We start from the raw sequence: 23,156 nt of genomic DNA on the forward strand, positions 1-23,156 counted from the left end.
CCCGTGTCCTCTGACATCGAAGTTGGATCGTTTGCCATCGAAGTTGGGGGCCTTCGTACCGTGGCGGTGCCACAGTGGGGAGGCGGGCGGCTCGGGGTAGGCGAGGGCGTGGTCGACGTTGCGGTTGCTGCTGATGAGGGGCCTCCTGGGGGAGGGGTCAGACGTGGTCGTCGTCGCGCCGGCGCTTGGGCTGGACGTCGGAGGGGAACCGGCCGAGGCGGGCCTCAGCGGGGTTCGCGGCGATCCAGTTTTCGGCGCAGGCCTTGTGTGCTGGCTCCCCGTAGTGGGAGCGCAGAGGCGTGGGCTTGTCGCACAGCGCGCAGGGGCGGAGCTGCCGGCCGTCGCAGTGCCGGCTGTCGCGCCATTCGAGGAGATCGCCTCGAGCCGGAACCAGGCCCGGCTCGAACAGCGGCTTGCCTCGTTTGCGGGTCACGGCCGCAGGTGGGGCAACTGCTGGAGCACCTGCGTGACCAGGTCCGGCGACAGCCGCCACGGGCCGGGCTGCCCCCCTGGGCGCAGCCCGGCGTCTGGCACCGGGTCCTCGACGACGTCCACGAGCTCGCGCTGCCCATCCCGATCGAGCGGAACAGGACGGGGCTCCGGCGGGGTTCTGGTGGGAGTCGGTGATGCGGGCGATGCCGACCACGGCGCCTGTCACCAGGTCACGGCCGCGGATCGTGCGGGCGACCAGCGGCTCGCGCAGGGCGGCCCGGTCGATCTGCTTGGCCGCGTGCAGCAGTACCCGGCCCGGCCGCCAGGACGGCTGGGGCCTGTTCTCCACGGTCTGCTTCCCGGTCAGGATGCAGACGGCCCAGGGCTGCCTGATGCTGATGCACCGGATCCAGTCGCCCTCGGGCACGGTGGGCTGGCTCATGCGGCTCGCCCCAAGATCGCGGTGCCCGGCCTGCCCGCACGGCGCCCGTTGACGGACGGCACGGTGGCGTGCGCGGCACTCGCCAGGACCGCCCGGCCCGAGTGCTTGCCGTCGTACAGGGCGGCGTTGGCGGCCCGCTGCAACGCGGACAGGTCGCGGGAACCGACGGCGTCAGGGGTGGCGGCGCCGACCGAGGCGGCGACGTCGACGGTGCGGCCGTCGTCCAGGGTGACCGGCGTGTGCAGCATCCGGACCAGCTGCTCCAGGCGGAGCGCGCGGTGGGTGGCGGGCAGCTCCAGGACGACGGCGAACTCATCGCCTCCGAGCCGACCGACCGCGGCGCGTGGGCCCGCCCAGGCCGTGAGGCGGGCCGCGACCGATGCGAGGACGGTGTCGCCCGCCGCGTGCCCGAGCCGGTCGTTGACTTCATTGAACCTGTCGGCGTCGACCATGACCACGGTCGTGTCGTCGCCGTGGCGGGCCAGGAGGCGGCGGGCGCGGGCGTCGCCCTCGACGCCGCCTCCCGGGGCCTGACGGTCGCCGCGATTGACGCCCACGACCTGGCCTTCGGCACCTGCCGGTGGAGCTCCAAGCTCATCAACGGCGGGCTGCGCTACCTCGCCTCCGGACAGCTGGACGCCGCTCACGAGAGCGCCGTGGAGCGGGACGTGCTGATGGTACGCACCGCGCCGCACCTGGTCGCCGTCCAGCCGTTCGTCCTCCCGCTCACCCCGCTGGTCTCCCGCTCGCAGGCGGCCCGGGCCCGGGCCGGACTGCGCGCCGGCGACCTGCTGCGCGCCTCGGCGCGCACCTCGCGCGCCACCCTGCCGGCACCCCGCGCCCTGTCGCCCGTCGAGACCCGGCACATGGCGCCGGTGCTCCGGTCCGCCGGCCTGCGCGGGGGTCTGCTCTCCTGGGACGGCCGGCTGAGCGACGACGCCCGGCTGGTGACGGCCCTGGCCCGTACCGCCGCGGCGCACGGCGCCCGGATCCTGACCCGCACGCACGCGCTGGCGCTGGACGGCGGCGGCTCACGGGTGCGGGACGAACTCACCGGCGAGGAGACCCGGATCCGGGCCCGCGCCGTCGTCAACGCCACCGGCGTCTGGGCCGGCGGCCTGATCGACGACATACGGCTGCGGCCCTCCTGGGGCACCCACCTGGTGCTCCGCTCCGAGGACCTCGGCTCGCTCACCGCGGGCCAGCACATCCCCATCCCCGGCGAGTCGAACCGCTTCGTCCTGGTGCTGCTGCAGGGCGACGGCCGGGTGTACGTGGGGCTGACGGACGAGCCGGTCGACGGCGACGTCCCGGACGTGCCCGAGGCCCCGGAGACGGACATCGGCTTTCTGCTCGACGTGCTCAGCTCGGCCCTCGACGTCTCCCTGGGCAGGGCCGACGTTATCGGGGCCTTCGCCGGGCTGCGCCCGCTGCTCGATGCCTCGGACCCGTCCGGTTCGTCCCATACGGCCGACATGTCCCGCAGGCGCGCCGTGCTGACGAACCGGGAGGGTGCCGTGACCGTGGTGGGCGGCAAACTGACCACGTACCGGCGCATGGCACAGGACGCGTTGGACACGGCCGTCGCGGCGCACGGCCTCGTGGCGGGGCCGTGCCGCACGGTCGCCCTGCCGCTGGTCGGGGGCGCCTCCCCCGGCAGGCTCGCCGCGCTGGACGTCCCCCGCAGGCTCGTCCGCCGCTACGGCACCGAGGCGCCTGCCGTGCACGCCCTGGACCTGCGGGATCCGGAGATGGCGCGCCCCGTGGTGCCGGGCCACCCGGTCACGGTGGCGGAACTCGTCTGAGCGGTACGCCACGAGGGCGCCCTCGACGAGGGCGACCTGCTCGACCGGCGCACCCGGAGCGGTGTGGTGCCGTACGACCGGGCGGCGGCGCTGGGCGCGGCCCGTGAGGCGCTGTGCCAGGAGGAGGGCGGCCGGCTGGCTCAGCACGCCCCGTAGGACGGCGGGCGCCGGTCGCGGCGCCGGCGGGTCGCAAGCCGGTCGGTCGCGGTGCTGGTCGGTCGCGGCGCTGGCCGTTGCCGCGCCGGTCCGGTGTCGTGCGGGTCAGTGCTGTGCGCCGCTCAGTTGCTGCGCCGGGCGAGGCTGTAGAAGAGGATCAGCACGGCCACGGCCATCACCGTCAGGTGCAGCCAGGCGGGTGCGGCCGAAGCGTCTTGGGAAGCGGTCACGAGGTGATTCATCAGTGCCTTCGATTCATGTCGTCGTTCGTTTGGTGGTGTTGTCGTGTCACGCTCCGCGCGTACCCCGCGCGGCGGGGCTGACGCGTCGGCAGGGACCGCTTCACGCCGCCGGGGCACCGTTCCGAGACGATTGTCGGTGCGACCGCCTAGGCTTCACGACGAATGGCTCGTAGGGGCCGCTTCGGGGGAGGGCGGGGCATGTGGTTCGAGCAGGTCTTCACGTACACGTGGCCGCACACGACCGGGTGGCCGCACCGGCCGGCGGAGCAGGGGTCGGCGGTGCTGTCGGTCGCGTACGAGCCGCCGGAGGGGGACGGGCACCGGCGCTGGCTGCTCCTCGCCGGGCTGCCCGTCTTCAGTGAACTGCTGGCCTTCGACGACGCGGCGCACGCGCGGGAGTTCGCCCGCGCGGTGCTGGATCTGCCGACGGCACCCGTCCGCTACGAGCGCGAGCTCCACCTGAGCGAGAGCAGCACGCGCACGCTGGTCTCGGGGCCGGCCGAGGAGGAGCGCTTCGCGACGCTGAGCGTCGGGCGCGATCCCGACGACGGGATGCGCGCCTACTTCGCCTACCAGTCGTACGTCGACTTCCCCGGAACCCCGCACATGACGGCCCTCGGCCTGGAGGTCATCTGCGACGACGTCGACGTGGAGCGGGCGCACACCGAGGCCCGGGCCCTGCTGGCGGCGCTGGACGAGGACGGCTGATCGGCCCGGCCGGCCCCGTCACTCGCGGGCGCTCTCGGCCCGCGCCAGGGCGAACACGCCGACCACCACGAGGCCGACACCGAGCACCTCCGGCACCAGCCACCAGTGGCCGCGCAGGTGCTCTTCGTAGAGCAGCACGCCCAGCGCCAGGCTGACGGTCGCGTCGCCGAGGGTGAGGGCCGGCTGCGACGCCACCAGCGGCCCACCCTGAAGAGCGTGTTCCAGCAGCAGCAGTGCGCAGATCCCGCACACGGCGAAGGCGTAGGTGTGCCAGGTGGTGAAGAAGGCGGTGACGCCCTCGTCGTCGAGGATGTGCATGGACGTCTTCATCAGCGAGGCCGTCAGCGCGTAGCAGACCGCGGTGGCCGCACCGAGGCATCCGGCGCGGGCCATGCCCGGGGGTCTGCGCAGCGCGGTGGCCGTCAGCAGGAGGACGACAGCGGCGCACACCGCCAGGGTGATCACCCACCGGTCCAGGGGCACGTGGGTGCGGTTGCCCTCGGGTGAGGCGGCGAGCATGGCGACGACGAGCCCGGCGACCACGGCGGCCACGGCCGCCCACTGGCGCGGCGGCAGCCGCTGACGGTCCGCCAGGGACCCGAACAGCAGGGCGAGCGGCAGCTCCAGGATGAACAGCGGCTGTACGAGGGCGAGTGGGCCGGTCGCCAGGGCGGCGGCCTGGCCCACACCGGCGACGATCACGGCCAGGATGCCGGCCAGCCAGAGGGGCTTGCGGAGCAGGTCGATCAGCATGCCCGGGCGGAAGCCTTGCGTCTGGGGGACGGTCAGCGTGGCACGGCGCTGCAGGACGGTGGCGACCGCGTTGGCGGTCGCCGCGCACAGCGCGAAGAGGGTGGGGAGGAGGACGCCCATCCGCCGATCCTCGCCGCGCAAACGGTGCGGACGGCGCCGACACGGCCGTGTCCGGCCGGTCGGGTGCCATCGTTACGGCCCGCCGAACGGGGCGGGCGGGGGCGCCCGGCGGGGCGCGGTCTGCCCCTTGAAGGTCCCGGCGGCGCGGCTCCGGCGGGCGGGTCCGGCGATGGGGACCCGCCCCGGCGGCCCGGCAGGCCGGTTCCTGGCGATGGGGCCCGGCAGGGCGGCGCCCGACCTAGGCCGGCTCTCGGCGATGAGCCCGGCGGAGCAGCGCCCGACCGAGGCCGGTCCCAGGCCATGGGCCCGCGGCGGGGTCCAGCGGCCGGGACTCGTGAAGGACCCGCGGGGCGGGGTCCGGTGGTCAGGCGTCCTTGAGCTCGTCGACCACGTGGCGGACCACGTCCACCGAGGAGTGCAGTGCCTCACGGGAGGCGGCGCGGGCCACGCGCATGCGCTTGGCCCCGTAGTGGACCAGGACGGAGGCGCCCGACGCGTAGACGACGGTGAGCGCGCCCGTGACCTTCTCGGTCGCCCAGACCCGTTCCAGTCCGCGCACCAGCGTCGAGTGGGCCGACAGCAGGGCGAGCAGCCCGCACGCCCCGCCGGCTGCCAGCGCCACGACGCCGTGGCGCGCCTCCGACAGGCCGAGTGCCGCCTCGTCCCGCGCGGTGTCGATGTCCTCGCGGACCGTGGTGTCCTCCCGGACCATGGTGTGAACGTCCTCGGCCGACTGCCTCATGACGCGCTGGTACCCGGTGCGGGCCCGGGCACACCGCCGTTCGCGCCCGCCGCGGCGGCGCCCGACCGGACCGGGGCCGCGCCGGGGCCGCGCTCGGGGCGTACGCACGTCCGCACGGGTGGCGCCCCGTGCGGACGTACGAACGGGTCCCCGGCCATCGGCTGGTCAGACGAAGGCGAGCGCCGCGCTCGGTCGGGAAGGCCCGGGCGCGGCGCTCGCGGTGGTGGGTGCTAGTGGGGGCGGGTGTCGTTGACCACGAGGAACTGGTCGCTGGCGAGATCCATCACGACGCGGGCAGCAACGCCCTGGGCGCCCTGGAACGGCGGCGCACTCGTCGGCGGCCGCGAGCCGCAAGGCTGGCCGACGGGGAACCGCTGAAGGATGGTGCGCTGTGCGGGAACGGCGGGCCTCATCGGGCGCCGCCGTTCTCGAAGGCGTCGATCAGCGGGCCGATGAGGTCGGCGCTCGTCGCCTCGCCAACCCACTCACCGGACGCGAGAAAGACGGGCACGGCGGCGCCGTCGGCGTTGAAGATGACGACGTACGGCCCGTACCGATCGAAGACCAGCTCGCGAGATTCCAGGATCGGTGCGGCGGCCAGGACCTCCAACGCGTCGACGGTGAGCCGGCCGGGCGCGGCGGGGTCGTCGGGCTGGACCAGGGTGCCGATGACGCGGAGCAGATCACCGAGCTGGATGTTGGTGAGGACCAGCGTGGTGATGCGGGGGTCTGCGCTGGTGCAGGTGACGACCGTGTCGGGGCGTCCTCGTCGAGCGTGTCGATGTCGGCGGGTCGGATGATCAGGTCGAAGGTGGCGGTGCCGTGCGGGCCGGGGGTGGGGATCGCGTCGACCCAGCCGTCGACGGCGTAGTGCTTGGTGTGTATCAGCTGGCCTCCGCCAGGGTCTGGGTGGGCGAGGGGAGTGGGGTCGGTGGGTGTGCTGCGCGAGCTCCAGGAGCTCGCGGTTGCGCTGGCGCTGTGCGTCGGTGAGCGGCCGGGCCTGCACGCCGTGGCGGTGCCACAGTGGGGAGGCGGGCGGCTCGGGGTAGGCGAGGGCGTGGTCGACGTTGCGGTTGCTGCTGATGAGGGGCCTCCTGTTGGAGGGTCAGACGAGGTCGTCGTCGCGCTGGCGCCTGGGGCTGGACGTCGGAGGGGAACCGGCCGAGACGGGCCTCAGCGGGGTTCGCGGCGATCCAGTTTTCGGCGCACGCCTTGTGTGCTGGCTCCCCGTAGTGGGAGCGCAGAGGCGTGGGCTTGTCGCGCAGCGCGCAGGGGCGGAGCTGCCGGCCGTCGAAGTGCCGGCTGTCGCGCCAGGCCTCCTCCGGCAGGTCCCGGCACGTCGCCAGTACGCGCCGGAACACCGCGTGCGGGCTGTCCAGGTGCGTGAGCCGTTCGGCGAGCGGTGCGTCCCGCAGCCAGCTCGGCTGGCAGGACGACAAGTGGAGGGCGATTGCGGCGTCGGTGCTGCCCGCCGCGTCCTCGGCCTCCACCAACGCGAGCAGCCGGTCCCGGGCCTCGGGGGTCACATGGCGACTGCAGGCCACCGTGATGCGCACGAACGGGTCCGCGCTGTTGTGCAGGCGGGCCACCATGTCAGCGGTCAAGTGCGGGTTGCCGGCCACCGCGTGCAGCACTGTCTTGCCCCCGGTGCTCTGCTCCCCTGGGTCGCCTCCCGATGGCCGTACGGTGGCGGCCAGACAGGCGACCGCTCCTTGTGGCGCCCGCGAACCTGGAGCCAGTAGCCCGCGGATGTCGACCAGCGCGCCAGTGCACCGCACCGCCCGTGTGCCGCCGCAGCAGCCAGTCGAGCCCGGACCGCCTCCACGCCGGGGCTCGTGTGTCACCGTCGTACGGCGCTCTAGTGCGCCGTGCAGCATCCGGCCCGGCCGTCGGCGGCGCGCCCGAGGTGACGCGCTCGTCGTGCATCCAACCGTCGCCGCGCGGGTGGTGCTGGAACCAGGGGCGGCCCTGCTCGGTCTTGTACACCCGCCGGGCCTCCGCAAATACGGGGTGTGGCACGCCTGCTGGAAACGCGCCGCCGCGTCTTCGCCGGGGCAGGGCGATCGTGGCGGCGGCTCTGGCTGGGTTCGCGTACGCGCCGCAGCTGGCAGACCTGCCGAACCAGAACACGTGGCGCATCGACCGCGCCGCCGACTACGGCGCCTTCCAGGACGCGGCCCGCGGCCGGATCGCCCCGCCCGGATCGAACGGCACTGGGAGGACATCCTGCGGATCATCGGCTCCTTCCCTACCGGAGCCGTCCGCGCCTACGGCGTGATTCGGACGCTCTCGCGCGGCGGGCGTCCCACCCCGCTCGGCGACGCGATCGCCCACTACGGGCGGATCGCAAAGGCCCTGCACATCCTGCGGCTCGCCTACGAGCCCGGCTACCGGCGGCAGATCAAGGTGCAGGCCAACCTCCAGGAGGGCCGGCAAGCCCTCGCGAGGAAGATCTCCCACGGCCGGGCAGGGCAGCTGTACCAGCGGTACCAGGATGGCGTGGAGGACCAGATCGGCGCCCTCGGCCTGGTGCTTTTCCACACCCGCTACATGGACGTCGCCGTCACCCAGCTTCGCGCCGACGGTTTCGACGTCCGCGAGGAGGACGTGGCCCGCCTCTCCCTGTTCGTCCGCCACCACGTCAACATGCTCGGCCGGTACTCCTTCCAGCTCCCCGACCTGCCCGACGGAATGCGGCCCCTGCGCGACCCAGATGTGAGGGACGACGAGTAACACCAGAGAGCAGAGGGCTTAGAGGTTTCCGATCAGTGCACGAGATCCTCAATAATCTTCTTCGGAGAACTAGGACTTGGGCCACCAACTGGTTGGGGGAAACACATGCCGAACCCTTCAGGCAGCACCGACGGAAGTGCGGACGGAAGCCCCGCGAGCACTGGGGCAGGTGCCCAGTTACCCGGGACCGTGCCAGGTGGGCAAGGCACACCTGCCTCTGCTCCGCAGCCCACAACAGTTCCCCCAACCACGCCTACACCAGGAACGGTGTCAGGACCGGCGACTCCGTCGGCGACTCCGTCGACATCCGCTGGTGGTCCAGCCGCACCGCCGGCCACCGGCACACCGGTCACTAGCAGCGATCCGAGTTCGCGCTGGCGGCACACCCCCAACATCATCGCCATGGTCGCCGCAGCCGCCACAGTCGTGGGTGTCCCCCTCTTCATCTACTACAGCAACGACTCCTCCGACAGCGGGCGCTCACAAGCAAAGAGCGGAGAGGTCCAGGCAAGCGCCGCTGCGGCAGAGACTGAACGCCAGCCCAAGCTCAAAGTTTCGCGTGTCGCTGCCTATATCGAGAACGGGATCGACGGTGCCGAGCCCGACAAGGAGAAGGGTCCGCACGGGCCGCGCGTGGACGTGACCTTCGAGAACCGGGCACCGGGACCCTCCCTGATCACGAAGGCGACGCTACGGCTCCGCGAAGCCGGACAACTGCCTGGCTGCCACGTGACGGGCGGAGAGCTGGCGGTCTCTATGAACTACGACTTCCCGATGCCGTACGAGCTGCCGAAGACGCCGTACGAGAAGTCGAAGGACATCAGCTTCCTCGTCGAGGACAACAAGGTCGACCGCCTGACCCTGACGATGGGGCCGGAAACGGTCGGGTGGGGACCGGCCTGGTACGGGGTGGTAGACATCGTCTTCGAGCATGACGGGACCAAGACGGCTGTCGGCCCCATCGCCCTTGTCGATGCAGGTGGCGACGGAGAGTTCTACCCCAAGGGGGACACATGGATCATTGAGAACATCAACGACCCCGCCTGCCTGGATAAGAATGCCGCCGTGGCGGACCGCCTAGCGAAGATCCCCAACGTCACCGTTTCGAAGGAATTGAAGTCATTGCGGGACAAGCTCACTGCCATGGGCCACTGAGCTCTGGTAACAGGCCGCGGGCGACGTCGCCGCCGTCACCGCCGAGGTCCGCCGGACCATCAAGCGCGACATCGCCACCGAGTGGGAGAAGTTCTTGAAGATCGCCGACCCGGCCGCCCTGGAGACGACCGGCCCGGAGGCTGCCGAGGAAGGTCGCCGCCGCGACGCAGAAGGCGGAGGCCGCCCGGGAGCGCACTGCCAAGCACCTGCTCGCGGTGCGGCTGGAGCAGCTGCGCGAGCAGCAGGCGGCGCGGACCAAGCAGGCCGCGGCCGCGCCGTGGACGGACCGGCTGCCCGAGCTCGCCGCGCGCCTTCTGGACGGCCACACGGCCGGGGCGGTGATCGCGTGACCACCGAGCTCAGCGGCATCGACCTCGCCCGCCAGGCCCTGGTCGCAGCCCGGGAAGCGGCGAAGAAGAACGGCAGCCGCCGCAAGGAACCGAAGCGGCGCACCGGCGCGGTCGTACGCCGTGACGGCCACGAGCCTCTCGGGCTCGGCGCGGCGATCGGCATGATGATGACCGAGCGCGGCATGGTCGCCCCGGCCGTCGGCGACCGCGTCCTCGCCCAGTTCGGCGACGTCGTCGCCGCGGCCGCGCCGGAGCTCGCCGGTCACGTCCAGGCTGTGGCGCTCGACGCGGACACCGGCCGCCTGGACGTCGCCTCCGCCGCTCCCGCGTACGGCACGAAGCTCCGCTGGAGCGCGTCCAAGCTGATGGCGGCGGCCAACGAGCGGGTGCCAAAGGCGAACATCCGCACCCTGCACATCCTTCCGCCCACACCGGCGAAGGCCGACCCCACAACCACGGCCGCCAGCCCGCACCCGCAGCCGACCGCGCCCTCCGTCGTACAGCGACGCACCTCGCCCGAGGGCTACCTCCCCGCCCTCGAAGCGCACCACCAGGCCGCGCGACCGCGCCAGACGGACCCGGCCATCGCGGAAGCGGTGTTGGAGACGGGCGAGGCAGCGGCGCCGTCATGGCAGTCTCGTGACGCCGACCTGTATATGGAAGTGGTTCTGATGGGCCGCCGCGAGGCCCGGGTTCTTATGGTCCGGATAGATCACGAAGCCGCCCTCGCCCAGTTCGGGCATGGGCCACTTGTTTTGCGGGCCGATGCCGTTGCCCTCGCACTCGAAGGTTCCGAACCGGAAGACCGTCGTGAACAGCCCGTATGCGAGCGGGTCGGCCGACGGGCTGATGCGGACCTTGACCCCAGGAGGCCGCGGCAGCTCGCCCCAGTGCTTGAGCACCGATCGTGTGAACCCGGCCCCGTCGACCTCGCCCTTGATCGCTGAGAGGTCGATCGCCCGGCCCTGGTTGTGACAGTCCTTCGGGTCGGGGCCGCCGTGCCCGATGCCTAGGTGGAGGAGCTCGGCGATGTCCGGCGCTGAGGAGTTGGTCCAGCGGGTCAGCCGGTACAGGGCGACCAGCATGCGCTGGTCGAGGTTGTCGATGATGGTCGACGCCGGGGCGATCTGGTTGGTGTAGCGGATGCCGTCGAAGGCCGGCGGGCTCACCACCACGCGTTGGGCGGGCTTCGGTGACACGATCCCGGTCGGCCCGTCGACGAACGGCGGGCTCTTGAGGGTGAGCTTGCCGCGCCGTATCAGGTCGGCCATCAGTCCGTTGGCCTGAGCGAGGGTGAGCAGCCGGGCCGGTGCCATGCCTCCGGAGGGTGTGGGCGCGAAGCGGAAGGAGGCGTCGAGGGTACCGCTGTCGTCCACGTGGTCGGCGTCGAGGTCGAAGCGCTGGTACTGTCCGCCGCGGAAGAAGTACGCGTACCTCCCGCCCGCGTACGTCACGGCGTCCAGGTTCGCGGGGAACACGCCGGTCCAGCGGTCTGCGATCTTGACGGGATAGCCAGGGTCCACCCGATCGGCGGTGATGTCGTAGCGCACGTACGCGTCGCCCTTGAAGAGGTACAGCTTGCCATTGCCCCAGTTCACGGCCGCGTCGATGCCGTTGCGCCAGTCGGGCCCGCCGCCGGCGCCGGTGGGCAGGCCGGGCCACTGGGGGCCGATTGCCAGCGGGTAGCCGGGGTCGACCTGGTCCGAAGGGCCGTCGTAGCGCAGATATTCGGCGCCGGTGAAGGCAAACGCCTTGCCCACGCCCCACCACACGAACGCGTCGGGCGAGCGTGGCAGTCCATGCCAGTCGCCGATGCCGAGCTCGGAGTCCTCCTGGAGGCCGGTGATGGAGTTGTACACGGCGTAGGTGTCGTTGTCGTAGAGGAGATAGGTCTTGTCGTTTGACCAGGAGATCGCCGATCGCAGCTTCGCCATGGCTCCGCTCCTTCTCGTCACGGTGGCGGGTGGCCGAAGGGGCCCTTCGGCGGCTGATGCACCAGGAACTCAGGCCGGTCCAGGGCTCAGGCTATGACGCCGATGCGATGCGGCAGGGAGTGCTCCCGCCAGTCGATCGCCGGTGCGAGTTTCGGCGGATCGAGTCGCATAGTGTTCCCGGATCGGGCGGGGCCGGGCCGCTCACGGGTCTGCGGCGCCGGTCCCGCTGGTGAAGGGGGGCGGGGAAGGCGGCCCGCGCTGCTGTCCTGCGGATACGCGGGCTGGTCTCCCGTGTCGCTGTGTACCCCGCCGACCTTTTGTGAGCGACGCCGTGGCACTGCTGCCGCCCTCGTCCGGGTGATGCGTCAGCCGTGCTGGGCGCCGGTGAGCAATGGCTGCTCAGAACAGACTTCCTAGAACCCCGGCCAGAATCGGCAGCGGCAGGATGTTGGCTTCGACGCCGGACGTGGCGGTCTCGGCCTGTGGTGTGACGCGAGTACGGTCGACTGGAGGGGCCTGGGCTGGCATCTGCAGCGCGTTATGCGTCGGCGGTGGCTTCTCCCACGTCGTCTGGTGGTTCATTGGGGTCTCCTTCGCATCTGTGCGGGTTTGATGGCTGACAGTCAGATGGTCGTTCGATGCTTCACCAGATTCCGGAGAGAGCACTCCCGGCGATGGCTGATGCCGGCGCGCAGCTGTCCGGGGCGTGCTCGCAGTACCAAGGGCCGGGATCGTTCGGGTCATGCCCGTGAGCACCGCCCACTTCGTGTTCCATCACGCTCGGCGTCCCGTCGAGGTCCTTGAACGCGGTTTTCACCAGGAACGGTTCTAGCGGTATGCGGCGGTCGATCACTCTTTGGACCGGCAGGTTGAGCTCCATGGCGGTCACTTCCATTCCCGCTGTCAGGTGCTCGCTTGGGGTTAGGACGACCGCGTCGGCAGCCGGTGATAAGGCCGGCAGCCGGCGCGGTATGCACTGCGTCAGAAGAGCACCTTGAAGATGTCGCCCAGGCCGATGCTGGCCTCAACGCCGTGGGGATCGTCCGGGTTGGCGGGCGTGGTGCGGGTGCGGTTGACCGGCGGGGCCTGTTGGGGCATCGCCAGGGCGGTGGACAGAGGGCGTGTGCCCTTGTCCTGCTCGTGCTTTTCAATCCGTTCGAACATGTCTTCCTCCTTGTCATCTGCGGTTGCACGTGCCGACCGGTCGGCTAAGCCGTGATCGCGACGCTCGGGAACTCGCCTGGTGCGTCAGAGGCCCAGCAGGGTCCTCAGAAGGCCGCTGGCCTCAACGCCGTGGGGATCGTCCGGGTCGGCGGGCGTGGTGCGGGTGCGGTTGACCGGCGGGGCCTGTTGGGGCATCGCCAGGGCGGTGGGCAGGGGGCGTGTGCCCTTGTCCTGCTCATGCCTTTCATTCCAGGCATACATCGTGATTCTCCTTTTACGGGGGCTTCGGCGGTGTGTGTGCCGGGTGGAGTGGCCTCCCCTGTCTAGTGCCTTCGACCGCGGCCGCCTCGATGTCCATCAGATCGAGACGCCCAGCGAGCGGAGACACATCTGGCGCGCAGCCCCGGTCAGGTCGCTGCACTTCGCAGAGGCTTCCAGTCCTGTGTCCGTGTTTCGAGCGGTAATCGCATTCCATTCGGTGCGCAACACCGGAGGGACTTGGAGCGGCAGCGTCACAGGTGGTTTCTTTTCCGTCATGGTGGGCCTCAGGTTTCTCTCATCGGCGCGGAGTTGCTTAGAAGTCGCCGAGGAAGCGGTGCACCGGACCAAGAGTGATGGGGATGGTTTCGTTGACGTCGACGGGGAACAGGTAGGTCACCCTGGCGCGCCTGTCGTTCTCGGGATCGATGAAGCTGACGAGTACGTCCTGGCAGTCCGACCCCTGGCGCTCGAAGGCGCTCTTTCGTACGGTGATGGTGTCCAATGTGTAGAGGTGCCTCTTGGCGGCTGGGGATCCGGGAACGTATCCGGCCGACAGCAGCCCCTCCGCGATCTCCTTGCCGACGTTGTAGGCATTGGTACCGGCGTAGTTGAGCGCGCGGTCGGCGGACGTCTGACCCAGGTTCCGGAACTGGTAGTAGACCTTGTCCAGGAACGCTCGAATGGTCATCTCTACTTCACGGTCGTCGAAGGAGTTCGCCTCGTTATCTTTTTCATGCTGCTTGATCGCTTTGCATACGGCGTCGACCAGCGCCGTTTCGTTCCAGCAGTGCACTCCGCGCGCGTCCACCCGGACCTTCGGGACGGTCTGGCCGCTGAACAGCCTGACGGTCTCCCCGGTCAGCAGTCCGGGGATGGACACTCGGGAGATGTAGTCCCGCATCTGTGTTCCTGTGTCTCCCCCGCCCTGCCTCTGCGCGGCGAGAAACCCCTGCGGTTGATCCGGTTCGTCCGGCTCCTTGAGCGGCTGCTCGGCGACCTGCCCCCAGATCGCGTCACGGAATACCTTGTAGACCCGGGATACCGGCGGGTAGTAGGCGTCGGCCAGCTCGGAGGACTGACGAGTCGAGGGAGAGGTAGCGGGTGGCGGCGCCTCGATCGGCCCACCCCAGTCCATCCCGTAGGCTGGCTCGGCTTCCAAGGCGTAGATCGGCGTGCGGTCGATTTCCAGGGTCCATATGAGCTTGTCGGAAGCCCACGGGTTCGCAGAGAGGTAATTGCGCATCTGCAGAGGGTCGTATGGGTTCGCCTCCCGGTAGACAGGCCTACCTTGCGGGTCCGGTTCCGGGGCGATGGTGAATCCCATCTGCTGGCGGAAACTGTCGCGGCGCGCCTCGGTGCCGAAGTCGAAGTTGATCCTCCCGATCGCGAAAACCAAGGGGTGTGAAGTGGGCGCCGTCCCCTGTCCTGCGGCGGCGCGCATGCCGGAGGGAGAGAGACCAGGGACGCTCGCCGATTCACGGCCGGGCAGCGGTCCGGCCGCAGCACCTGTCTCCTCCCCACCGCTGCTGGTCACCCTCACCGGTGGCTCCTGGCTGCTGGCCTGGCGGCAGGCGCCCGGCGCCCCACCGCCGCAGCACGGGGTGACGGCGGACGTCGCCGCCGCGCCACTGTCGGCAGCTGACCCCACTGTTGCGTTCTGGCCGCTCCGGACTTCGCCTCCTGCACATGCGCAGCCACAGGCGGGGACGACGGATGACGGTGCGCCCTCGTCGCCGAGCGCCGAGCCGGGCGGTGTGTTCGCCGTAGGGCTTGCGCCCGGGCACACCAGATCGGCCTCCTGCGGTGAGCCAGCGTTCAGGTGGTTGGTTTCCATCGCGTATCCCTCAGGTCCGTGGTTCTTTTCATCGCGCGCGTGCAGGACCTCAGCAGCCATTGCTGGTTCGTGCGCGTGCGCGGCGACGGTTTGTGGTTCGCCGTCCGGGGCGGCGGAAGACCCATCGGCGCTATTACCGGTGATCAGGGCGAAGGCCCGTGGCGCGTCCAGCCTGCCGACAAGATGGCGGCGGCAGTGGGCTGCCTCCTTGGGGAGGCACGCCGGGGCCTGCGCGGTCGTGAGAATGGCCCGGCCTGCCTCTTTTGGATCGGGCCTGCGCCCCTGGCGGAGTTGAGCCGCAACGAGAAGGGCAGCAACACCGGCGACTACTGGAGTGGCGAAGCTGCTCCCCGTCAGTTCCCTGGTGCCGCCGCCCGGGGCAGCGCCCGAGATGTCCTCTCCTGGGGCAATGACGCCGTTCTTGCGGTATGCCGTACCCCAGTTGTTCATCTCCAGAGGCGCGCCGTCGGCTCCGGAAGCGCCGACTGCCAACACGGTCGGCGTGGCTGCCGGTGCCTGGAGGCAGTCGCATCCATCGTTGCCGACTGCCGCCACCACCAGCACCCCGTTGTCATCACACAGTCGAAGGGCTCGTTCCAGCATGCTTTCCGGCTGGCCGTCAGATGATCGCTGACCGCCGCTGATGTTGATGACATGCGCGCCTTGCTGCACCGCCTGCTCGATCGCCCGCGCCAGGTCCAGTTGTGGGGCTCGGCCGTCCGCAGCGTCTCGGAAAACGGGCAGGATCAGTCCTCGGCACCGCGGAACCATGCCCGTCACCGGACTACCCGGCTGGCCGAACAAAAGACTGGTGACGTGAGTACCGTGCAGTGACATCAGCCCCGGGCTGGCGCTGTCTGGTACGAGCGTGGTGAGCCTGGCGAGGTCTGCTCCCGAGAAACAGGGGTGCCTCAGATCGACCGGCCCGTCCAGCACCGCGACGCACACCTCCGGATCACCAAGGGGTTCATCTTCGAAGGGGAGGCCGGCAAGGACCGAGCGAACGTGCATCAAAGCCACCTATCCGTCCGTTTCAGCATGAGCTGTGGAGCCAGCCCGAGACGTCGCCCGAACATCTGGCGTGTCGTTCCCGCCACTCGGTTTCGTAAGGAAAAAACCCCTGCCAGAGGGTGGAACCGAAGCTGCAGGAAAGTGCTTATCCCTGAGGCTCGCACCTTGTCATTCGCGTAATGCCGACGATTGGTTTGCGCTGCGTGTCTGAGCCGTTTCGGGATCGTGTGACGGCCATGAGTGCGCTGCTCAAGGGCAGCCCGAGGGCGGTAAGAATTCCCGTGAAAAAACGCTCCGGTCCGACGTACAGCTGTGTCTTTCCGCAGCAGGGCACGCGGCGCCCGACACAAGGCGTTGCCTGCAGCGTTCAGGTTGTGTTCCCATAGCGTTTCTGTTCCATTCCCGGACCCCGTACGCGGGAGTGATCAGGGCGTGACCTGCACGAACCGGCAGCGTGCCGATCACCGCCGAGCTGCCGCCTGCACATGCGTCGGGCTCTTGCCGAGGGCACAGTGGGGGAGTGTTTGAAAGCGGCGTACGCCTTCACTTGCTGAGGGCATTCGAATTCTCGGACAGCGGCAACAACATCTGCCTGCCCCTGGGGGCTCAGCGCCTCTTGGCCTTCCTCGCCCTGCAGAAGGACGGTGCTCAGCGCGGCTGGGCCGCCGAACACCTGTGGCCCGACTGCACTCCCTGCCGGGCCGCGGGGAACCTCCGCTCTGCCCTGTGTCACGCGCGGCGAGCTAGTGCTGCCACGGTGATCGAAGTCATCGGACAGTCCCTGCGCCTGTCGCCGAGCGTCCAAGTCGACATGCATGACGTATCGAAAGTGGCCGGCGAGGTGGCCGCAGGGATGCGCGCGCCCTCCGGACTAGAGACCAAGCTCGTGGAGGACCTGCGACAGGACTTGCTTCCCGAGTGGCCGGAAGACTGGTTGTCGCTCGAACGTGATCGCTGGGACCAGCTGCGACTGCACGCCTTGGAGGCGCTGGCACAGCAACTTCAAGCGATTCAGCAGTACGTTCCTGCACTGCAAACCGCATTGGCGGCGGTTGCCATCGATCCAGCTCGCGAAACCGCTCACCGGATCGTCATGGAAGTGCATATCTCAGAAGGAAATGTAGCGAGCGCTCTTAAATGCTACCAGCAATACAGAAATCTCCTTGAGCGAGAATTCAATATCTCTCCGTCGCCACAGATGAAGGAACTCGTTGAGGAACTGATGCCAAGGTGAGAGTGCATCACCGGCGTGCGCACCGCCGATAATCCGAAGGCGTCAACTGGTCCCTGAAACTAGCGGCAGTCATAAGCATCGGCTGCCATCAGTTTGGCGTGCAGCCTCTGCCGTAGGCAGTCGGGCTCTGGCTAGGCCTCACCGGGCTGCCACTCGGCGGCTACTGCCGCGATGAAGCACCATCCCGGCCCACGACACCCACCGCCCCGCCGCTCGCGCGTTCATCCAGTGGCACCGCTGCCGACCTTGCTCGCGGTCGATGAAGCCGACTCCCGAGGCCGCGAGGGGCCGCCTGAGTACCCGCGCGCCTCGGGGGCAAGCCGAGCGGCGCGGTATCCGGCCAGGCCCGATGGCTTTGTGCCATTCGTCGGCAACCCGGCTCCAACATCGTTCAGGCCCCGCTACGCAAGAACGCCAGGGTGGCGCCTGCAGCCCCTGTCTGTTGCGCCGATCGTTGGGGAGGTGTGGACGGTTGCTGACCATCAACGTGGCCGTGCTGCTCGCAGTCATCGTCTTCTTCCGGCTGCGGCGCCGTACGCAAGCCCGCAGCCGCAACTCCGCGCCCATGGCGGCGGATCCCGCCACGGCGGCCGCCCACCCACCTCCGCCGGCCACGCCCGCGGAGCCGCGCTGCGTAAGACGGCGTGATCGCGGGGAGCGCGAGCCCGTCGCCGTCTGGACCTACCGGTAGGCCGCCGCGGCGCTGCTGTCGGCGGCGCGGCGACCCGGACGAAGATCACGCATGTACCGCATTCCTGCGACAGTGCATATCTGTTAGGTTCGTGATCGACTCGGTTGAGCGCTGCTGACCACAGTGCGTGCCGAAAGGCGAGGCGGCCTTGGAATAGCGGGAACGGCCATGCCCGAGACCACGTCTGGAGATGTGTTCACCGGCCGCGTGCTGGAGTGGCACAGCGAAGAGGGATGGGGCGTGCTCGCCTCCGACGCCCTTCCGGCCAGGGTGTGGGCGCACTTCTCGGTCATTCAGGCCGAGGGGTTTCGTGAGCTGACCGTCGGCCAGTCCGTCACCTTCTCGGCCGAGCAGGACGAGTACCACTGGCGCGCCGTGAGTATCTGGCCGGAGGCCGGATCGCACCGCCGGTCCGACGAAGACAGCGGGCCGGGCTTCTCGTCCGGCCTGGACATCCGCTTCGATTCCTGACCGCGCGTCGGCACCTGCCGAATCGGTCCTATCCGTCACGCCTGGCAGGGGCCTGGTCTCTTCTGCCGTGCGCTCACAGACAGGATTCTCGTGTTCTCCATATCCACGAAGAGGGCAGCCGTGGTCGGCTCGACGGCCCTTGCCGCTGTTCTCGCTCTCGGTGCCGTGCCTGCCCAGGCCGGCGTCAACCAGGGGAAACACACCTTCAAAATGTCTGCCCCGTCCTACGCGAAGACGGACTCCAACGGCACCTTCACGGGGCAGGTGAACATGGCTGGAACCGTGGGCAAGCCTGCCCCCATGGCCTGGTCCTTCCGGACGTCCAAGCAGGTGCAGGCCATCGCGACGGGGAAGATGACGTGTTCGGCTGGACACATGCAGCTGCCCTACCACGACAAGCACTCGAACGTCGCCGTCGACTACTTCTGGCACACGTCGGTACCCAACAACCGGCGTAACAAGGACTACACGCTGTACGGGAACTACACCTTCCGCGTGAAGGTGGGGGGTAAGACCGGAACCGCAAACCTCGGCTTCCGTTTCAACTACTCGCTGTTCGACGGGATCAGCAAGTCATCCTCGGCACAAGATGGGCCCGCCGCCGAAGACAGCACCGCCTTCTCAAGCGATCTCGACATCGCGTACGACTCCTGACGCGCACCGGCTCTCCGCGCATCGCCCTACGATGCCCGGAGAGCCGTGGTCGGGCCGGCGCCTGATGCAGGGCGGCGCGCGAACCTGTGGCGGCGGCCTTTTCTGCTGGCGGATGCTGCGGCACGTCAACCGCCTCCCGGGGCGGTTTGCGTTTACCGGGGCTGCGGGACGCCCTGCCCCAGAGCGGCCGAGGGGGGCCGGGCAGAGCCCGGCACCCCTGAGCCCGCGGCACCCGGGCGGGCCGGTCATGCGGAGGTTGCGGACTGGCGCGAGGTCACCTCGGCGAACTGGATGCACGGCAAGGTGGACACCTCCACGGCCTTCCGGCCGGGCGGGGCGGCGGCGATCGGCTGATACACCGCCGCCGCTGCGTCGGAACATGCGCCGATCAGCGTCGTCAGGGCGGCGATCAACCGCGCGTGACGGCGTCGACGGGCGGGCAGGGCCAGACGGTCCGGTGGCGCGGTCACCCCGCACGATGCCGTGCGGCACCCGCCCCGGGTCTCTCTCAGCCCACCGGCCAGCCTCTGGTGCGCCACGCAGGCACACCACAAGTCGCTTCACGGGGCCTCACCAACGGGTGAGGCCCCGCAGCTTTCACCGCCGCCCTTCGGCCGGCGTCAGCCGCGGGTGTTGCGACGCCGCCCCGCCTAAGGCGTCCCGGTAGGCCGGGATCTGGGCGGCGTGCTTCTCGGCTTCCTCGGGGGTGTGGCCGGCGAGGATGAGCTGGGGGATCATCAGGGCACCGTGCCGCACGGCCGCAGATCCGATCATCGTGGGCCGCCCGGGCGGGGAGAGGGAGAAACGCGGCGCTGTGCCGTAGCCGGCCACACAGGCGCGCCGTCGTAGGGCCAACGGCTGACGTGGCCGGGCGTCAGGTTCCGCCGCGCTCGGCTTTCGGCTGACTGCGGGCACGCCACTGCTCACGGATGCGATCCTGCGTAGCGAGCACCGCCGGTTCTCCTCCTTCAGCGATAGCCCACCGCCCTGCTTCTCCTGCTGCTTCGCTGCCCACCGCTTGACTGCGATGGCTGCAGCTTTCTTCTCGCACTCCTCGTGCACCGGCTTGCCGCGGCTCGGCCCCTGCTCTCGACTCACCCACGCTGGTGATCTTGTCGCCGCACATCGCACACACCGCCGGGCTGAGGTGCTCGTGCGCGAGGCCGGCAAGGCCCCGGCTCGGCGCGCGGCAAGGGCCGCCGGTGAGCAGCAGGGCAGGGCGCGGCCGAGGGCGGCCAGCGCGTCAGCGGGACGCCGAACGGTACTGGCGCGAGGTTGCGAGGAAGTCTGGGAGCTGCACGCCGACGCAGCAAGGAGGCAGCCGAGCGGCCTTCCGCTTGGCTGCCTCTGGGTCTGTGTTGCCTGTTCAGGGCTGCGTGAGGGTGCGGGGGTTGGTGTTGGCGCCGCAGAGGATTACGCAGACTTTCTCGCCGTTGGCGGGTCGGTAGCTGCGGCTTGTCGTCCTGGGTCGGGTCGGCAGGTCGTGGTCGGGTACGTGATGGTCGGAGCGAGCAGGGCGGCGAGCGCGGTGGCCGCGCCGTGCTCTACCGCGATGCGCCGGTGGTCCCACAGGGCCTGTCGGGCGTGGACGATCTCGGTGTCGGGGACGAGCACGGAGTGGACGCGGTCGTGCTGGGTGGCGGCGAGGGCCATGTGGGAGGTTCGGTGTGCGCCGAGGGCGTCGGCGGCGATTGAGTCGACCGGGACGTCGACCAGGCGGCCGGCTTCGATGGCGGCGTTGAGCGCGCGGCAGGTTGTCGGCTCGACCGCCACGGTGCGGATGCCGTGGTGCTGGGCGGCGGTCGTGACGCCGGCGAAAAGGCCGCCGCCGACGGCGACCACCACGGTGTCCAGGTCGGGGATCTGCTGGTGGATCTCCTCCAGCAGGGTGCCGGCTCCGGCGGCGATCAGCGGGTGGTCGTGGGAGTGCGATGCGAGCGCGCCCGAGCTGGCGGCGAACTCCTCGCAGGCGGCGAGCGCCTCGGCGTACTCGGTGCCGACGAGGCGGACATCGGCGCCGTAGTCGCGGAGCCTGGCCGCCTTCACGGGCGGGACGGTCGTGGGGAGGAACACGGTGGCGCGCACGCCCTGCTGCCGGGCGGCCCACGCGCAGGCCAGGCCGGCGTTGCGGCCCGAGGCGATGGTGATCCCGGCATCGGGCAGGGTGCCCGCGTCGCGGTGGGCCTGGATGAAGTTCTGGGCGCCGCGGGCCTTGGAGCTACCGGTGTGCTGCATGAACTCCAGGGCCAACCGCACCTCGCACGGCTGCTCGGGACGGTCGTCCAAGGGGGGCGCGGTGGCCGGTGCGGATCGCATCGCGGTCGAGGGGGGCGAGGGTGACGGGGTGGATGCGCCCGGAGATCCGGTCGGCGGCGGCCTTGATGTCGCCGTAGGTGAGTGGTGCACGAGGTTGCTCCTGCGGTGAGGGGTTACGACCAGGCGATGAGCTGGCCGGTGGTGGTCAGGCCCAGGAAGAACGCGAATGCGATACGGCGCCCGGTCGGGTTGGGCTCGACCGCGTGGAAGTTCGCCGGGTTGAACAGCAGCCCGTCACCGAGCTCGGGGGCGAGGCTGATGTGCTGGCTGTGCTCGACCGTCTCGGGCCGGTACCCGTACGCCTCCCGGTGCCGCTCGTCGGCCGGCTCCCAGCGGTGGCGCCACACCGTGGTCGCCCCGCCGGTGGCCGGCACGGTCACCCAGACGTTGAACGCCAGCTGCGCCACGATCTCCTGGTCGAACAGGCCGGTGGGGAATTCCCGGTTGATGTCGTCGTAGTGGACCAGGGCCCCGGCGTTGATCTCGCGGAGCGTTCCGCCGAAGACGGCCCGGCCGCCGATGGTGGCCGTGGTGACGGCGGCACCCCAGGCGGAGCCGATCCGGGCCAGGGAGACGGCGATCGGGTCCGGGCGCATTCCGGCGCGCTGCCAGGCGGCGCGGGCGGCCTCGGCGTCGCGCCAGTGCCGCGCGGCATCCAGTCGGCCGTCGTCCTGGCGGTAGTCGTTGAGGGCCGGGCCGAACCGGACGATCGGGGTCGGTACCCGTGCGGGGTGGTAGTCGGCGGTGGGGCAGCCGGTCCAGCGCCGCGAGCCGGTGCGGCAGGTGGAGGTGTCGAGGAAGTCGGGCACGCGGACGGCCAGGGCGGTACGTCTCCTGCTCGCCCACCGGCAGGCCACCTGACATGCGCCTGTCGCCGTGACGAGCAGCGGACCGTGACGGTGAGTGCGTCGCCGTGGCATGCGGAGTGAGCGAGGATGGAGCCATGACCGAGATCCTCACGCCCCGCCTCCTCCTGCGCCGCTGGACCGACGACGACCTCGTCCCCATGGCCGAGATCAACGCCGACCCCGAAGTGATGCGCTGGATCGGCGACGGGTCCGTCCAGGATCTGGAGCAGACCGCCGAGTCCATCGAGCGGTGGGAGGAGGAGTGGGACGACGAGGGCTTCGGGCTCTTCGCCGTCGAGCTCCTCGGCTCCGGCGAGCTGATCGGTTTCGCCGGACTCTCCGTGCCCGAGTTCCTGCCCGAGCTGCAGCACGAGGTGGAGATCAGCTGGCGGATCGGGCGCCCCTACTGGGGGCAGGGATACGCCTCCGAGGCCGCCCACGCGGTCCTGGAGTTCGCGCTTCAGGACCGCGGCCTCGACCGGGTGGTCGCCATCGCCCACATCTCCAACACGGCCTCCGGGAACGTCATGCGCAAGCTCGGCATGGTCCCGGAGCGCGACACGACCGACCCGCAGTTCGGCCTCCCGCTCCGCGTGCACGCCATCGACCTCAGCGAGTACCAGGCATGAGTCGGCGGCGGCCGTCAGGAACACCGGCTTCGTGAAGGCCACCAGCGCACCCGGCAGGGGGCAGTGTCGCCGGGTGCCCGCTGGCAGCCCGACTACCCCAACGGCTCTAAGGCCAGGGGAGCTGACGCAGCAGGGTGCTGCAAGACGCGCCGCTCACGTCGTGCTGCGCCGCTCGTGCCGCCGCCGGCCCGGCCGTCGTGCTGCCGCATGCCGTAGGCCCCGTCGGCCGTCCGGCCGCGCGCCGCCCCTTCTCGGCCGTCGTGCTGCCGCCTGCCGGCACGGGTTGCGGCCGCCGTCCGGGCGCCGTTGTCGTGCCACCGGGTGCGGGCGTGCCGTCGCCGACCCGCCGCCCTTCTGTCGTGCTGGCATCTGCTGCACGCCGTCCCCACCGTTCACGCCGGCTTCGTCGTGCCGCGTCTCACCACGCCGAACGCTTCTGGACGACACGATCGAGCTGCCGCCCCGTGCCCC

General features: G+C 70.3%; 23 protein-coding genes and 2 pseudogenes. 8 read left to right on the top strand and 17 right to left on the bottom strand.

Annotated features, from left to right (window positions below):
- Window positions 1-157: 157 nt before the first annotated feature.
- The 3 genes from ACIRNI_RS22765 to ACIRNI_RS22775 all read right to left on the bottom strand — a co-directional run bounded on the left by ACIRNI_RS22765 (window position 158) and on the right by ACIRNI_RS22775 (window position 1,326).
- Window positions 158-433, bottom strand: a complete 276-nt coding sequence (locus ACIRNI_RS22765) for a hypothetical protein (protein WP_403553705.1) — start codon at window positions 431-433, stop codon at window positions 158-160.
- Complete coding sequence (locus ACIRNI_RS22770; RefSeq protein WP_403553707.1) at window positions 430-555, bottom strand: hypothetical protein; 126 nt, start codon at window positions 553-555, stop codon at window positions 430-432. Before ACIRNI_RS22770 ends, ACIRNI_RS22765 begins: the two co-directional genes overlap by 4 nt.
- Before the next feature lie 315 nt (window positions 556-870).
- Window positions 871-1,326, bottom strand: a complete 456-nt coding sequence (locus ACIRNI_RS22775; RefSeq protein WP_403553709.1) for a GGDEF domain-containing protein — start codon at window positions 1,324-1,326, stop codon at window positions 871-873.
- On the opposite strand from ACIRNI_RS22775, the pseudogene ACIRNI_RS22780 reads away from it, so the two are divergent.
- Both ACIRNI_RS22780 and ACIRNI_RS22785 read left to right on the top strand, forming a co-directional pair.
- Window positions 1,303-2,835: pseudogene (locus ACIRNI_RS22780) on the top strand (glycerol-3-phosphate dehydrogenase/oxidase). The gene ACIRNI_RS22775 and the pseudogene ACIRNI_RS22780 sit on opposite strands and share 24 nt — an antisense overlap.
- A gap of 440 nt (window positions 2,836-3,275) precedes the next feature.
- Window positions 3,276-3,785 (top strand): hypothetical protein, encoded by a 510-nt coding sequence (locus tag ACIRNI_RS22785; RefSeq protein WP_403553711.1) that lies wholly within the window; start codon window positions 3,276-3,278, stop codon window positions 3,783-3,785.
- Between the two features lie 18 nt (window positions 3,786-3,803).
- Here the strand turns inward: ACIRNI_RS22785 and ACIRNI_RS22790 are convergent, their stop codons facing one another.
- The 3 genes from ACIRNI_RS22790 to ACIRNI_RS22800 all read right to left on the bottom strand — a co-directional run bounded on the left by ACIRNI_RS22790 (window position 3,804) and on the right by ACIRNI_RS22800 (window position 6,010).
- Entirely contained in the window at window positions 3,804-4,658 is an 855-nt protein-coding gene (locus ACIRNI_RS22790; protein ID WP_403553713.1) for a DMT family transporter, read from the bottom strand.
- Between the two features lie 364 nt (window positions 4,659-5,022).
- The gene (locus tag ACIRNI_RS22795) at window positions 5,023-5,400 is read right to left on the bottom strand and encodes a phage holin family protein (RefSeq protein WP_403553715.1); all 378 of its coding nucleotides are present in this window, start codon (window positions 5,398-5,400) and stop codon (window positions 5,023-5,025) included.
- Between the two features lie 409 nt (window positions 5,401-5,809).
- Window positions 5,810-6,010 (bottom strand): hypothetical protein, encoded by a 201-nt coding sequence (locus tag ACIRNI_RS22800; protein ID WP_403553717.1) that lies wholly within the window; start codon window positions 6,008-6,010, stop codon window positions 5,810-5,812.
- A gap of 1,467 nt (window positions 6,011-7,477) precedes the next feature.
- On the opposite strand from ACIRNI_RS22800, the pseudogene ACIRNI_RS22805 reads away from it, so the two are divergent.
- Window positions 7,478-8,133, top strand: a pseudogene (locus tag ACIRNI_RS22805) (Tn3 family transposase); the annotation flags it as partial.
- 402 nt (window positions 8,134-8,535) lie between these two features.
- Window positions 8,536-9,288: a hypothetical protein gene (locus ACIRNI_RS22810; protein ID WP_403553719.1), complete on the top strand. Its 753-nt coding sequence runs from the start codon at window positions 8,536-8,538 to the stop codon at window positions 9,286-9,288.
- Here ACIRNI_RS22810 and ACIRNI_RS22815 read toward each other — a convergent pair.
- The 7 genes from ACIRNI_RS22815 to ACIRNI_RS22845 all read right to left on the bottom strand — a co-directional run bounded on the left by ACIRNI_RS22815 (window position 9,269) and on the right by ACIRNI_RS22845 (window position 15,842).
- Window positions 9,269-9,904, bottom strand: a complete 636-nt coding sequence (locus tag ACIRNI_RS22815) for a hypothetical protein (RefSeq protein ID WP_403553721.1) — start codon at window positions 9,902-9,904, stop codon at window positions 9,269-9,271. The genes ACIRNI_RS22810 and ACIRNI_RS22815 overlap by 20 nt on opposite strands.
- Window positions 9,905-10,264: 360 nt before the next feature.
- Window positions 10,265-11,572: a hemopexin repeat-containing protein gene (locus tag ACIRNI_RS22820; RefSeq protein ID WP_403553723.1), complete on the bottom strand. Its 1,308-nt coding sequence runs from the start codon at window positions 11,570-11,572 to the stop codon at window positions 10,265-10,267.
- Between the two features lie 399 nt (window positions 11,573-11,971).
- A complete protein-coding gene (locus ACIRNI_RS22825; RefSeq protein WP_403553725.1) occupies window positions 11,972-12,154 on the bottom strand; it encodes a hypothetical protein in 183 nt (60 codons plus the stop codon).
- 61 nt (window positions 12,155-12,215) lie between these two features.
- Window positions 12,216-12,452, bottom strand: coding sequence for a hypothetical protein (locus ACIRNI_RS22830; RefSeq protein WP_403553727.1), 237 nt, complete (start codon window positions 12,450-12,452; stop codon window positions 12,216-12,218).
- Window positions 12,453-12,553: 101 nt separating this feature from the next.
- Window positions 12,554-12,736: a hypothetical protein gene (locus ACIRNI_RS22835; RefSeq protein WP_403553729.1), complete on the bottom strand. Its 183-nt coding sequence runs from the start codon at window positions 12,734-12,736 to the stop codon at window positions 12,554-12,556.
- A gap of 84 nt (window positions 12,737-12,820) precedes the next feature.
- Complete coding sequence (locus ACIRNI_RS22840; RefSeq protein WP_403553731.1) at window positions 12,821-12,997, bottom strand: hypothetical protein; 177 nt, start codon at window positions 12,995-12,997, stop codon at window positions 12,821-12,823.
- A 313-nt stretch (window positions 12,998-13,310) separates the two neighbouring features.
- A complete protein-coding gene (locus tag ACIRNI_RS22845) occupies window positions 13,311-15,842 on the bottom strand; it encodes a S8 family serine peptidase (protein ID WP_403553789.1) in 2,532 nt (843 codons plus the stop codon).
- A gap of 757 nt (window positions 15,843-16,599) precedes the next feature.
- On the opposite strand from ACIRNI_RS22845, the gene ACIRNI_RS22850 reads away from it, so the two are divergent.
- The 3 genes from ACIRNI_RS22850 (at window position 16,600) to ACIRNI_RS22860 (ending at window position 18,892) form a co-directional block, all read left to right on the top strand.
- On the top strand, window positions 16,600-17,076 hold the full coding sequence (locus tag ACIRNI_RS22850; protein ID WP_403553733.1) for a bacterial transcriptional activator domain-containing protein: 477 nt from the start codon (window positions 16,600-16,602) through the stop codon (window positions 17,074-17,076).
- Window positions 17,077-17,935: 859 nt separating this feature from the next.
- Window positions 17,936-18,238 carry a cold-shock protein gene (locus ACIRNI_RS22855; protein ID WP_403553735.1) on the top strand — a complete coding sequence of 101 codons (303 nt, stop codon included), beginning with the start codon at window positions 17,936-17,938 and terminating at the stop codon, window positions 18,236-18,238.
- 90 nt (window positions 18,239-18,328) lie between these two features.
- Window positions 18,329-18,892, top strand: a complete 564-nt coding sequence (locus ACIRNI_RS22860) for a hypothetical protein (RefSeq protein ID WP_403553737.1) — start codon at window positions 18,329-18,331, stop codon at window positions 18,890-18,892.
- A gap of 245 nt (window positions 18,893-19,137) precedes the next feature.
- Here the strand turns inward: ACIRNI_RS22860 and ACIRNI_RS22865 are convergent, their stop codons facing one another.
- The 4 genes from ACIRNI_RS22865 to ACIRNI_RS22880 form a co-directional block, all read right to left on the bottom strand.
- On the bottom strand, window positions 19,138-19,362 hold the full coding sequence (locus ACIRNI_RS22865) for a hypothetical protein (protein WP_403553739.1): 225 nt from the start codon (window positions 19,360-19,362) through the stop codon (window positions 19,138-19,140).
- Between the two features lie 127 nt (window positions 19,363-19,489).
- Window positions 19,490-19,630, bottom strand: a complete 141-nt coding sequence (locus ACIRNI_RS22870; protein ID WP_403553741.1) for a hypothetical protein — start codon at window positions 19,628-19,630, stop codon at window positions 19,490-19,492.
- A gap of 675 nt (window positions 19,631-20,305) precedes the next feature.
- Window positions 20,306-21,178, bottom strand: coding sequence for a pyridoxal-phosphate dependent enzyme (locus ACIRNI_RS22875; protein WP_403553743.1), 873 nt, complete (start codon window positions 21,176-21,178; stop codon window positions 20,306-20,308).
- A gap of 143 nt (window positions 21,179-21,321) precedes the next feature.
- Window positions 21,322-22,017 (bottom strand): proline hydroxylase, encoded by a 696-nt coding sequence (locus ACIRNI_RS22880; RefSeq protein WP_403553745.1) that lies wholly within the window; start codon window positions 22,015-22,017, stop codon window positions 21,322-21,324.
- A 134-nt stretch (window positions 22,018-22,151) separates the two neighbouring features.
- Here ACIRNI_RS22880 and ACIRNI_RS22885 point away from each other — a divergent pair, with 134 nt between their 5' ends.
- Window positions 22,152-22,685, top strand: a complete 534-nt coding sequence (locus tag ACIRNI_RS22885; RefSeq protein ID WP_403553747.1) for a GNAT family N-acetyltransferase — start codon at window positions 22,152-22,154, stop codon at window positions 22,683-22,685.
- The last annotated feature ends 471 nt before the right edge of the window (window positions 22,686-23,156 follow it).

Origin of the sequence: Streptomyces sp. NPDC093546 (assembly GCF_044765045.1) — a bacterium.
In the GTDB taxonomy this organism is placed as follows: Bacteria; Actinomycetota; Actinomycetes; order Streptomycetales; family Streptomycetaceae; genus Streptomyces.